The organism is Photorhabdus cinerea, assembly GCF_011189575.1.
Taxonomy (GTDB): domain Bacteria; phylum Pseudomonadota; class Gammaproteobacteria; order Enterobacterales; family Enterobacteriaceae; genus Photorhabdus; species Photorhabdus cinerea.
Window position 1 is genome coordinate 24,537 of record NZ_PUJW01000029.1, and the last position, 12,234, is coordinate 36,770.

A 12,234-nucleotide genomic window follows, 5' to 3' on the forward strand; every position below is an offset into this window, starting at 1 on the left:
GCAACATAATTAAGCTACGAGTAAACAAGTTCGTATCCCTTTAAATAGTCCATTTGAAGGTTTGCCACCACGAGTCTTTCGGGGACGATTATTTAATTCTAAACCGTTATCAAACGTCATTGTTTTAACCTTTTGTTTTAACGGGTATAAAGCCTTCATTGTGGCTTCAGCCACTTCTGATGCTTGTTTTGTGTTCAGTTTAATAATGATTGTATAGAGTGTCTTTCGTTCAACCTTCCTTATATAGTCAACCACCTATTCAGGGCTTAAATCTTGTCAAATTAGCCGCTTTATCCATTTTTTTATTTCTTTGGTCACTTTTGTGGCTTTCTTAGCATAATGACGGTGAGAAAGCCCCTGAAGATGGGCCTGTTTCGGACAATATTCTTTTACTTCCTGATGTCTTTTCAACTCTCTGCTAATGGTTGATAGGTTTCGATTGAGTGATTGACAATGAAACGTTGTGAAAAACCCGCTTTTTAAACTGGAAATCGGGTATCTTTCTGCTTCGGTCAGTTGTTTATAGGCCATAGTGCATTTTTCCCGATGGCGGGAAAGATGCCTAATATAGTAACTGACCGCCCTTCTGAAAAATTGTACTTAATTAGTCGAATCCGCCTTTTCTAATTTATTTCCCTGCAAACTTTTTAGCCTCATATCTTTCCAGTTACTCTCTACAAGACTCAAACAATTCTCACGTTTTTCTGGTCCGTAGATAACTTGCCAACCAGCAGGTACTGCGATGAATACAGGCCATAGTGAGTGTTGATTTTCATCATTTATTAATACAAAGAAATCAAGAGATTCATTTTCAAATGGATTGCTCAAAACATAAATCCTCAGTTTGGTTCATGATTAAAAAATCTTATATATTAACTTTGACAAGTCAATAAAAAATATTTGTTTCGTGACAAAATCCACATTTATAATTATTTTGATTTTAAAAAAAGTTGAAATATACAATGAAATAACAAACTCACTGCAAAGACACATATTGAATAACATATTATTCGTATCATATAATCTAGTGATTAATTTTCTCTTTTGTTATTAATTGGATTAAGGAGAGCATAAAAAAACGTGGGGCAGTACTCTATGCTGTAATCACTGCGGTTAAATGGTTTTCTGTTTCTTCTCCCAAATTTACTCCCTGATACCAACGCTCAAATTGTACCTCTAGCTCACCGTTTAATACGGCCGTTCGCGTTTGCAATGAATAATGATCGTCTTGTTGACTCTATTGCATTTGTTGCTGATAAAGCCTCTTTTTGTCTCTCTATACTTTGGTCAGTTGAGGCTGACTCTGATGTAGGCATAACTCATATTTCCCCTAGAGGTTAACTTTTAGTCGGTTAAATCTAACTGCATCCAGAGCATCTATGAAAGGACGGATATCTCTGATTGTCGTATCATCAGCATGCATTATGTTAAATCCTTGCCCATAGAGATGCCGGATAGATTTAAGCCAACCCACCATTAATCAAAATCAGGGTTGCAAAAACGAGGGTAACCATAGATTTTATGCTCTCGTCTTAATCATGATCAAAAACAGTCGACTAAAATATCGAATACTGCTGTAAATCCAGAAGGTTTAAATCTAACAAACAATAATAAAATACCAAATTTATTATAATATTTTATAAGTTAATCACCACCATATTATCTAAAAAGATTATTTATTCTGTTATTTCAACGTATTTTTCCTATTTCCATAAAATTATTAATTTATTTAATTTAATAATTTCATCATTACTTATATTTCAAAGTGAAAATATATTTCAACAATAAAATCAGATAAAACAAATTAATATTAATAATTTCCCTATCGTTAAAATAGGGAAATTATGCCTTAAATATAGATAATTAAATAAAAAGAAAAACTAATATTGGGAGGCTAAAATTAATTTTTCTTTCCGCCAAAAACGAAAAAGGGACATTTTTCGACGTTGCAGTGAGAAACGACGTACAAGATAGTTTGCTGTCAACTCCAATGTCAGACACATCACAAAGTAAATCAACGCGACAAATAAAAAGACTTCTGTTGGGTAAACCATGCTGCGATTATTCACCTGAGTTGCTAAGAATGACAGCTCTGCTACGCCAACAATATACGCCAGAGAGGTGTCTTTTATCAGGGCAATCCACTGATTAATAAAGGAAGGCACCATCATACGCAACGCTTGTGGTAAAACAATGTGCCAAAGTACTTGCCAACGGTTAAAACCTAATGATAACCCTGCTTGCCACTGACCCGCACCAATCGCAATAATCCCCGCTTTCACCCCATGAGCCAAATAAGCAGAGGTGATCAACGCCAGAGCACAAACTACCGTGGTAATTTCTGGAATTTCCATACCAAGCATCACTGGCAGCAGGAAGTAAGTCCAAAAAATCAGCATAATCACGGGAATTGCACGGAAAAAGCCCAATACTGCGGCTAGCAGGTTAACCCAGAAACCTTTCAGCATTGCCAGAGCAACACCTGCAATCGTACCCAATACCACTGAAATCGCACCAGCCATCAGGCTAATCACTAGTGTCAACGCCGCTCCTTCAAGAGGGCCATCTGGGAATGTTCCTAACAGCAAATAACGCCAGTTTTCTGCAATGACTGAAAAATCCATGTTAATGTCCTCTCGCTATGGCTTGTTGCTGACGCCATTGTCCCCAACCTTCCATGATGGCAATGGTAGCAATATATAGCACCGTCGCAACGCCGAATGCTTCAAACGTTTTCAATGTTTCGGTTTCTACCTGACGGGAAGCATATGACAACTCAGCTACACCGATTGCCATGGTCAGTGACGAGTTTTTCACAATATTCATGTACTGCCCCAGTAACGGAGGCATTGCTATCTTCAACGCCTGTGGCAATACCACATAACGCATTGCCTGCCAGCCAGTTAGCCCCAGTGCATGGGCGGCATATTTCTGTCCACGCCCAACACCCTGAATACCTGCACGTAATTCTTCCGCTACAAATGGGGCTGAATAGAGGGTCAGGCCAATAAATCCAGCCAGAAATTCGAATGAAGGCCATGCCAATGGTAAGCCTAACAGATTGATTTCATGCGGTGTATTCAACCAGAGCATTACGTCTTGCGGCAGTATTTGTCCTGATGCAAAGTACCAGAAGAACAGTTGCACCAACAGAGGGGTATTGCGGAATAAGGTGGTGTAAGCCGTTACCGGCCAACGGAGAATTTTTAATTGGCTGTCACGGGCAGCTGCCAGCAAAAAGCCCAACAACGTGGAAGCCACAACGGTACAAGCGGATATCCACAACGTAATTAGAAAGCCCTGCCAAAGCCATTCCAGATATTGGGGAGCAAGCAAGTGCTCTGTAACAAATAACTCAAACATATCTTACGATTACCAGGTATTACTTATGGCAAAGCCCCGCAACAAAAAGGCGGGGCTTTGTAACTTATCATCAGAACTTAGCTTGCTGCTCCAAAGGCGCAAACTTAAAGTCACCGCGCGACTGAGCTGACTTGGTATCCGGGCCAAACCAACGGTTGTAAATTTTCTCTGCTTCACCCTCTTTTTCCAGTTTTAGCAAAGTCTGGTTCACCGCCTCAACCAAGCGCTCTTCCCCTTTCGCAGCAGCCACCGCCTGATATTCACGGGTGATGCTGAAAGGAGAGATCTCAAACTCAGCTTTTTGTGCTGCCGGTACGTTAGCCAGCAGACCTACCAGCTTAGCATCATCCTGAGTGATTGCTTGTACGTTACCGTTACGCAGTGCAGCAAATGCTAAAGGAGTATCATCATAAGAGATCACTTTTGCGGTCGGATAATGCTCACGCAGCGTAATTTCTTGTACCGTGCCTTTATCCGCACCGATACGTAATTTTTTAATATCTTCCGGAGATTTCAGCACACCTTTACGGGCAATAAACTTTTGCCCGGTGGCAAAATAAGGAATTGAAAAATCAACCTGTTTAGCACGTTCATCAGTGACCGTAAAGTTGGCCGCAATGAGGTCAATTTTCTTTGATGCCAACAGCGGTAAACGGTTTGCTGGGTTAGTTGGGCGCAATTCCAGTTTCACACCAAGGTCATTAGCAATCGCGCTGGCAATATCCACATCATAACCTGCCAATTTTTTGGTTTGTGGATCAATAAAACCAAACGGTGGATTACTGTCGAAAACAGCGATCCGCACTGTGCCGGCTTTTTTAATATCATCCAGTTTATCTGCCTTCGCAACACCCGTAACCAGTGCTAATCCGGCCAACAATGCCGTAACAAGAACGCGGGATTTCATTGAACACTCCTGATAGTAATTAATCATTTATTAATCATCACAAGCTATCAATTTCGATATAGTGCAGGAAATAATAAAAAAAACTATATTTATAACTATTAAGAATTATAGAGCCAAAAATGCTGGCAAGAAAAATACCAGCATTGTCAGTTACTTACTTGTCATCGTTAGTCAACAATCTTTCCAGTTCATCACCGCCCACATGCCGGAAATCCTGCCCCTTAACATAATAGAAAATGAATTCACAAATGTTCTGACAACGGTCACCAATCCGTTCAATAGAACGAGCACAGAGCAGCGCCGTCAGTACACTTGGGATGGTTCGGGAATCTTCCATCATATAAGTCATTAACTGGCGGACAATGCCTTCATACTCTTTATCCACCTTTTTATCTTCGTGATAAATACGAACAGCTTCTTCCAGATCCATACGAGCAAAAGCATCTAACACATCATGCAACATTTGTATGGTATGGCGGCCAAGTGATTCCAGGCTGACTAACAATGGCTGATGCTGATGTGAAAACTTTTCAAGTGCCGTCTGACAGATTTTTTTTGCCACATCACCGATTCTTTCCAACTCAGCAATCGTTTTCGAGATTGACATAATCAGTCGCAAATCACTTGCTGTCGGCTGGCGCTTGGCAATGATACGAACACACGCTTCATCAATAGCAACTTCCATCATATTGACTTTATGGTCGTCCTCAATCACTTCACGCGCCAGTGCTGCATCCTGATTATGCATAGCGTTAATTGCTTTGCAGAGTTGCTCCTCCACCAGCCCACCCATTGCCATCAGTTCCGTACGGATATACTCCAGTTCAGCATTAAACTGACCAGAAATATGTTTGTTGAGATTCAGATTGTCCATGTTACGCCCCGCAATCAACCATAACGACCAGTAATATAGTCTTCAGTTTGTTTCTTTTTTGGTGTGGTAAACAATGTGTCTGTGTCACTGAATTCAATCAATTCACCAAGGTACATAAATGCGGTATGGTCTGAACAACGTGCCGCCTGCTGCATATTATGAGTCACAATCACCACGGTATATTCAGATTTAAGTTCGCTAATCAATTCCTCAATACGCCCCGTAGAAATGGGATCAAGCGCTGAACAAGGCTCATCCAGCAATAACACTTCCGGGCGGATTGCAATCCCACGAGCAATACATAAACGCTGTTGCTGACCACCAGACAAACTGTATCCACTCTGATACAACTTATCTCTGGTTTCATTCCACAATGCCGCTTTAGTCAAAGCCCACTGAACACGTTCATCCATTTCTGCTCTTGATAGTTTTTCAAACAGACGAACACCAAAAGCGATATTGTCGTAAATAGACATCGGAAAGGGAGTTGGTTTCTGGAATACCATACCAACTTTGGCACGCAGCAACGCCACATCTTGTTTATCCGTCAGGATATTGTTGCCATCCAACAAAATTTCGCCTTCTGCCCGCTGTTCACCATACAGTTCATACATTTTATTGAAAGTACGTAGCAGCGTAGATTTACCGCAACCAGACGGACCGATAAAAGCCGTTACTTTGTTCTTTGCAATATTCAACGTAATATTTTTCAGCGCGTGAAATTTGCCGTAATAAAAGTTCAGATTGTGAACCTGAATTTTGCTACCAGCAATGTCATTAGCCATGTTCATTCATACTCTCTCTGTTGAAAATATCAGTCAGTGCTTTTTCCTGGCAAACAGCACACGCGCCACAATGTTAATCAGTAATACACATAGGGTTATCAATAATACGCCTGCCCACGCCAGGTGTTGCCATTCAGAGAACGGACTCATCGCAAACTTAAAGATAGTCACTGGCAAGTTGGCAATTGGCTGGCTCAGATCGGTACTCCAGAACTGATTGGAGAGAGAAGTGAACAGCAACGGCGCGGTTTCCCCAGCGATTCGAGCGATTGCCAGCAACACGCCTGTGATAATGCCGGATACGGAGGCTTTCAGCGTAATAGCTGAAATCATCTTCCACTTAGGTGTTCCCAGAGCATAGGCCGCTTCGCGCAGGCTGTCAGGCACCAGTTTCAGCATGTTTTCCGTGGTTCTGATAACAATTGGCACCTGTAACAACGCCAACGCAATCACCCCTGCCCAACCAGAGAAATGTTGCATTTTCATCACAATGACAGTGTAAACAAACAAACCGACGACAATAGACGGTGCTGACAACAGAATATCGTTTATAAAACGGATCACTTCTGCCAACCATGAACGGCGGCCATACTCTGCCAGATAAATACCCGCCATGATCCCCAAAGGGGTACCGATAATCGTCGCCCACAGGATCAGTAATCCACTGCCAACAATGGCATTTGCTAATCCTCCCCCTTCTGTATTCGGTGGCGGTGTCATTTCCGTGAACAATGCCAGCGACATCCCGTCAAAACCCTTAGTGACTGTGGAAAATAAAATCCATACCAGCCAGAACAGGCCAAACAACATGGTTGCCATTGATAACAACAGAGCGAGGCGATTTTTCTGACGACGCCATGCCTGTTTACGGCTACGTGCATCGGCATTAACAGGCGGTTGTCCATCCATTATTGCCATATCAACGCCCCTCATCCTTCGCCAGACGCATAATCATCAGTTTTGACAATGCCAATACAATAAAGGTGATCACAAACAGAATCAGACCAAGTTCCATCAATGCTGAGGTATGCAAGCCAGATTCTGCTTCGGCGAATTCGTTCGCCAACGCCGAAGTAATACTATTACCCGGCATAAACAGTGAGAAACTATCGAGCTGGTAGGTATTACCGATGATAAAAGTCACCGCCATGGTTTCTCCCAGTGCACGGCCAAGTCCCAACATGACACCACCAATCACACCATTTCGGGTGTAAGGCAACACAATGTGCCAAATGACTTCCCAAGTGGTACAACCGATACCATAAGCAGATTCTTTCATCATTACTGGTGTCTGTTCGAATACATCACGCATAACCGAGGCGATATAAGGGATAATCATAATAGCGAGAATGACACCCGCCGCCAGAATACCAATACCAAAGGCAGGACCGGAGAAGAGTTCCCCCACGACAGGAATACTGGAAAGGACATGACCTACCGGCTGCTGGAAATAAGTAGCAAATAGAGGTGCAAAAACAAACAGCCCCCACATGCCATATACAATACTTGGAATTGCAGCCAAGAGTTCGATTGCCACCCCAAGTGAGCGTTTCAGCCAATTAGGTGCCAGTTCCGTTAGGAACAATGCGATCCCGAAACTGACAGGTACTGCGATAATCAGAGCGATCAATGACGTCACCAATGTACCGTAAATCGGCACCAATGCCCCAAATTGCTCCGCCGGAGCATCCCACTCTTTACGCCAGAGGAAAGCGATGCCGAACTGCTGGATGCTGGGCCAGGAGGCGATAATCAGTGAGATAATGATGCCTCCCAGCAAAAATAAAGTAATCAACGCCGCTAGCCGAACTAGGGCGCTGAAAATAAGATCGCCATTTTTACTGGGTGCTTTTATTGCCGTTTTCTGCTCGGCCATAGAGCTTACTCTCATCCGGGTTAACTCCCCCAACGCAAGGGGGAGAAATCAAAACTACAAATTTAATCGATATTTAATACAGTAACTATCAAAACAACTTAGTACAGTGTTTTGCCGCGACTATCCTTTACATGGGTTTTCCAAGCCGCACGAACTTGCTCAACCACTTCTTTTGGCAGGGTTGCATAATCCAAATCATTCGCTTGTTTACTGCCTTTCTCGTAAGCCCAGTCAAAGAATTTCAGTATTTCTGCCCCCTTGGCGGCGTCTTTTTGCTGTTTGTGAACCAGAATAAAGGTGGTGGAAGTAATCGGCCACGCGTTTTCACCTTGCTGGTGTGTCAAATCCTGCGCAAACGTTTTGTGCCATTCCGCGTTCTTCGCTGCGGCACTGAAACTCTCTTCTGTCGGGCTGACAACATTGCCATCAGCAGATACCAGTTTGGTATAAGCCAAATGATTCTGTTTAGCGTAAGCATATTCAACATAACCAATGGAGCCAGTCAGACGCTGAACAAAGGCGGCAATTCCATCATTGCCTTTACCCCCTAAACCAACAGGCCAGCTTACCGTGGAACCTGCACCGACTTTCTCTTTCCATTCTTCGTTCACTTTAGAAAGATAACGGGTAAATACAAAAGAGGTGCCGGAACCATCAGCACGACGCACTACAGCAATATCCTGTTCCGGCAGTTTTACTCCCGGATTCAGTTTAGTAATCGCCGGGTCATTCCACTTTTTCACTTTACCTAAATAGATATCGCCTAAAGTTTTACCATCCAGTGTCAATTCACCAGATTTAATACCTGGAATATTGACTGCCAGTACCACCCCGCCGATAACCGTCGGAAACTGAAATAAACCATCAGCAACTAATTTTTCATCGGATAAAGGGGCATCGGAAGCACCGAAATCAACGGTATTTGCCAGAATTTGTTTTACGCCACCGGATGAACCAATGCCTTGATAATTGACTTTATTACCTGTCTCTTTTTGATAAGAATCTGCCCACTTGGCATACACTGGTGCGGGAAATGTCGCACCTGCCCCCGTCAAGCTGGTGGCAGCGAATACAGACAAGGTTGTCAAAGAAAATGTCGCTGCCATTATGCTGGCTACGGTGGTACGCATCAGTTTCATAATCCCTCCTAATGGGACATTCAGAATCAACAAAGAAATGTGTCGTCAGATTAAAAAAGGTGCAGGAAGGAAAATAGATTAGTTTAGTTACAGCAAAATGTCCTAATTATGACATTTTTATGACAGCGAAATGAAAGCTCAGCCTGAGGCTGACATAAAACTGTCATCTCCGCAGATCATTAAAAATGATCTTCCACAACAGGAATACAAGCACGGATAGATAACCCGCCTTTAGAACTGGTGCCAACTTCAATTTTCCCATCATGCGCATCAATAATCCGCTGAACAATAGCCAAACCTAACCCTGTTCCACTGTTACTACGTGCTCTTTCACCCCGAACAAATGGCTGAAACAATCGAGGCAAATCTTCCTGTTTAATTCCGGCTCCATTGTCCTCTACTTGAAACCAAGCGAATTTATTTGTCTGACCACTACTGACTTTAATCCAGCCATTACCATAACGATTAGCATTAACCAACATATTCGCCAATGCCCGTTTAATGGAAATTGGATTCGCGTTAACAGTTATTGGATTAAGCGACAAATTATTTTCAATATCCTGCTCATAACCATTTTCTGCGGAGATAACTTCTTTGAGAATAGAATTAAGTTCACAGAATTCCATTGGCATTTCCTGCCCGGTACGGAGGTAATCAATAAATTGCTCAATAATGGCATTACACTCCTCAATATCTTTATTAATAGATTCGGACAGATAAGCATCTTCCTTGTTCATCATTTCTGTTGCCAGCCGGATACGTGTCAGTGGAGTACGCAAATCATGGCTTACCCCCGCCATTAATATTGTACGGTCACTTTCCAGTAACTTTATCCCTGCGGACATCTGGTTAAATGCGCGAATAGAAGCACGCACTTCCAGGGAACCCGCTTCTCGTACCGCAGGCATCATAATGCCTTTACCCGTTTGTCTGGCAGCATATTCCATTTCCAGCAAAGGTCGGTTCTGAAAACGGATATAAAGCCAGACACAACCAAACATCAGTAATAAAATTGCCAGTATATAGCGGAAAACGGGAGAGAATTGATGTTGTTCGATTTCCGTCAGAGGAACCCTAACCCAAATATCAGGAGCAAGATAAGAATTAAGCCAAAGTATAGGGCTATCTTTGCTTATCTCAAGGCGAAGATCAGCTTCACCACCAAGATATTGACTCATCTTCTCACTCAAGAAATCATAATGCCTGGCCCAGAGCAAGCCTTGCATCTCTGCGTCAGACTCAGAATAGAGCGTAATACCCAGCTCCTGATAAATCTCCCGGCGTACTACCGGTGAGATCACCAGAAAAGAACCGTCCTCCAGCTTCAACTTCTCAGCCATTAAGGTGCGAACTTCATACGCTAATACTTTATTGAACTGCTGCAAGCTTGGCATGATAACGAAATTTACAATAAATAAATAACTACTTACTAAGCTGATGAACAGCATAGCCATAACCAAGAATAAAGTACGGGTAAACGTACTGCGAGGAGAGAATCGCAATAGTTTCATACACAGCTTCCGTCAGGCACAAAAACATAGCCCAAGCCCCAGATAGTCTGGATATAACGCGGGTGTGTCGGATCTTCTTCAACCACACGGCGCAAACGTGAAACAAGAACATCAATGGATCGCTTCATTGTGCTATATTCCCGACCAAGCGCTAGATTCATCAACTTATTGCGGGACAGCGGCACACCAGGAGAAGAAACCAGCACTTTCAGCACGGCAAATTCACCACTGGTCAAGGGTATATGTTCATCTCCCTGAAACATTTCTCGAGTACTCAGATTGAGACTGAACTTACCAAAATTAATAATTGGATCATCCTCAGTAGGTACACCCAGTAATTTATTCGCCTGACGGCGTAACACCGCCCGAATACGAGCTAACAACTCACGCGGATTAAATGGTTTCGGAATATAGTCATCAGCGCCAATTTCCAACCCAACAATACGATCTACCTCTTCGCCTCTTGCTGTCACCATAATAATCGGCACCGGATTATTTTGGTTTCTCAGCCTTTGACAAACAGAAAGACCATCTTCTCCAGGTAACATTAAGTCCAACACGATTAAACTAATAGATTCCCTTGTCAATAAGCGGTCCATCTGCTCCGCATTAGCAGCACTAAGTACCTGAAAACCTTGTTCTGTCAGATAACGTTCTAATAACATTCGCAAACGCATGTCATCATCTACTACAAGGATTTTATTACCTTCTTGCATTATCACACTCCAAAATACCACATGCTTTTATAAATTTACCATTATGAAGAAGATTAAACCAAATATAGAGATCAAGTATATATTTTAAGTCAATTATCTATAAGGCTCATTTTCATACGCTATTAACTTGAATGATGAATTCAGTGGCTTATAACTACAATCCAGTAAGTGGCTACCCCGCATAGAATCTTTACGATAATTTTTTCATCGGCCAGTTTATCAATCAGTGCTCTGACTACCGGGGAATCAATAGAAATCCACTTGTTAATTGGATCAAATTCATCGGATAGGCTAAACGAAAAATATTTTCTGCTTCATACTCACCAAATAACCTGACCTACACACCAACACAAGTTTTTCTTTTCCAATAAGCACTGGATCGACAACTTTCAGTGCATCCCAACGTTTGCCCAAGAATCATATCTGCTGATCGATTTCTCTTAATCTTTCCTTACCATAGTAAACAATATTGAGTATTTTTTCTCCAGGGAAATCTCATGACTTACTCTCATTATCAGCAAGATCCACAGCATACATATTATGTAATATGCAGAACCACAAACTACACGATGTATGTCATAAATATTAGAGATAAATAGCATAATGCTCAGGCTTATAAGAAAATTCTGTTACCAACAGAGCTAACCAAAAACAGCTCGTTGATCCCTCATTTTCCGTCCTAAGCATCTACTTTCACCATAGCGGGTAGAATGTCATATTTGCTGTCATACTGCCGAATAAACTCATCAATATTAATAAAGATAAATTCTGAATGACGACTTATTTTCTCACTGAAATAACATAGCTAAAGGGATGGTGATGACTGTAACCACCCAGATATAGCTAATAGAAGGGGCTTATTAATTCACTATTTTTAAAGAAAAATTTCTTCACTAAACAATTTAAATACATAAATATAAAAAATGGTGAAAAAAATTAGCAAAATCCGCCGTAAACCCTAGCCCAGTGCGGGCGGGGATATAAGGCGAAAAGCCCGCAGGGCTTTAAAACACGTCACTCCGGCGTATTTTGACTGGCAACGTACGCTTTAAGCGTTTCTATC

The 12,234-nt window shown here is 42.1% G+C and carries 11 protein-coding genes and 2 pseudogenes; all 13 read right to left on the reverse strand.

All coding sequences use genetic code 11. The features are described from left to right. Window positions 1-9: 9 nt before the first annotated feature. Window positions 10-531, reverse strand: a pseudogene (locus C5469_RS19475) (transposase). Window positions 532-600: 69 nt separating this feature from the next. Then, window positions 601-837 carry an MbtH family protein gene (locus C5469_RS19480; protein WP_339414587.1) on the reverse strand — a complete coding sequence of 79 codons (237 nt, stop codon included), beginning with the start codon at window positions 835-837 and terminating at the stop codon, window positions 601-603. Between the two features lie 1,043 nt (window positions 838-1,880). Continuing rightward, complete coding sequence (locus tag C5469_RS19485) at window positions 1,881-2,624, reverse strand: amino acid ABC transporter permease (RefSeq protein WP_166310101.1); 744 nt, start codon at window positions 2,622-2,624, stop codon at window positions 1,881-1,883. A 1-nt stretch (window position 2,625) separates the two neighbouring features. Then, window positions 2,626-3,363, reverse strand: a complete 738-nt coding sequence (locus tag C5469_RS19490) for an amino acid ABC transporter permease (protein WP_166310103.1) — start codon at window positions 3,361-3,363, stop codon at window positions 2,626-2,628. A gap of 70 nt (window positions 3,364-3,433) precedes the next feature. Then, a complete protein-coding gene (locus C5469_RS19495) occupies window positions 3,434-4,270 on the reverse strand; it encodes an ABC transporter substrate-binding protein (protein WP_166310105.1) in 837 nt (278 codons plus the stop codon). A gap of 154 nt (window positions 4,271-4,424) precedes the next feature. After that, window positions 4,425-5,144: a phosphate signaling complex protein PhoU gene (gene phoU / locus C5469_RS19500; protein ID WP_166310107.1), complete on the reverse strand. Its 720-nt coding sequence runs from the start codon at window positions 5,142-5,144 to the stop codon at window positions 4,425-4,427. A gap of 14 nt (window positions 5,145-5,158) precedes the next feature. After that, window positions 5,159-5,929, reverse strand: coding sequence for a phosphate ABC transporter ATP-binding protein PstB (pstB, locus tag C5469_RS19505; RefSeq protein WP_207629232.1), 771 nt, complete (start codon window positions 5,927-5,929; stop codon window positions 5,159-5,161). A 33-nt stretch (window positions 5,930-5,962) separates the two neighbouring features. Then, window positions 5,963-6,847: a phosphate ABC transporter permease PstA gene (gene pstA, locus C5469_RS19510; protein WP_166310111.1), complete on the reverse strand. Its 885-nt coding sequence runs from the start codon at window positions 6,845-6,847 to the stop codon at window positions 5,963-5,965. Between the two features lies 1 nt (window position 6,848). Continuing rightward, window positions 6,849-7,805: a phosphate ABC transporter permease PstC gene (pstC, locus tag C5469_RS19515; protein ID WP_166310117.1), complete on the reverse strand. Its 957-nt coding sequence runs from the start codon at window positions 7,803-7,805 to the stop codon at window positions 6,849-6,851. A gap of 98 nt (window positions 7,806-7,903) precedes the next feature. Beyond that, window positions 7,904-8,944, reverse strand: coding sequence for a phosphate ABC transporter substrate-binding protein PstS (pstS, locus tag C5469_RS19520; RefSeq protein WP_166310113.1), 1,041 nt, complete (start codon window positions 8,942-8,944; stop codon window positions 7,904-7,906). Window positions 8,945-9,123: 179 nt separating this feature from the next. Beyond that, a complete protein-coding gene (envZ, locus tag C5469_RS19525; protein WP_166310115.1) occupies window positions 9,124-10,455 on the reverse strand; it encodes a two-component system sensor histidine kinase EnvZ in 1,332 nt (443 codons plus the stop codon). After that, window positions 10,452-11,171 carry an osmolarity response regulator transcription factor OmpR gene (gene ompR, locus C5469_RS19530; protein WP_054476366.1) on the reverse strand — a complete coding sequence of 240 codons (720 nt, stop codon included), beginning with the start codon at window positions 11,169-11,171 and terminating at the stop codon, window positions 10,452-10,454. The genes envZ and ompR overlap by 4 nt, the downstream gene beginning before the upstream one ends. Before the next feature lie 140 nt (window positions 11,172-11,311). Beyond that, window positions 11,312-11,446 (reverse strand): annotated as a pseudogene (locus tag C5469_RS24555) (transcription elongation factor GreB); the annotation flags it as partial. Between the last annotated feature and the right edge of the window lie 788 nt (window positions 11,447-12,234).

Coding starts and splice junctions, on each gene's coding strand:
- C5469_RS19485 (WP_166310101.1), bottom strand. CDS start 2,624: ATGGATTTTTCAGTCATTGCAGAAAACTGGCGTTATTTGCTGTTAGGA.
- C5469_RS19490 (WP_166310103.1), bottom strand. CDS start 3,363: ATGTTTGAGTTATTTGTTACAGAGCACTTGCTTGCTCCCCAATATCTG.
- C5469_RS19495 (WP_166310105.1), bottom strand. CDS start 4,270: ATGAAATCCCGCGTTCTTGTTACGGCATTGTTGGCCGGATTAGCACTG.
- phoU (WP_166310107.1), bottom strand. CDS start 5,144: ATGGACAATCTGAATCTCAACAAACATATTTCTGGTCAGTTTAATGCT.
- pstB (WP_207629232.1), bottom strand. CDS start 5,929: ATGGCTAATGACATTGCTGGTAGCAAAATTCAGGTTCACAATCTGAAC.
- pstA (WP_166310111.1), bottom strand. CDS start 6,847: ATGGCAATAATGGATGGACAACCGCCTGTTAATGCCGATGCACGTAGC.
- pstC (WP_166310117.1), bottom strand. CDS start 7,805: ATGGCCGAGCAGAAAACGGCAATAAAAGCACCCAGTAAAAATGGCGAT.
- pstS (WP_166310113.1), bottom strand. CDS start 8,944: ATGAAACTGATGCGTACCACCGTAGCCAGCATAATGGCAGCGACATTT.
- envZ (WP_166310115.1), bottom strand. CDS start 10,455: ATGAAACTATTGCGATTCTCTCCTCGCAGTACGTTTACCCGTACTTTA.
- ompR (WP_054476366.1), bottom strand. CDS start 11,171: ATGCAAGAAGGTAATAAAATCCTTGTAGTAGATGATGACATGCGTTTG.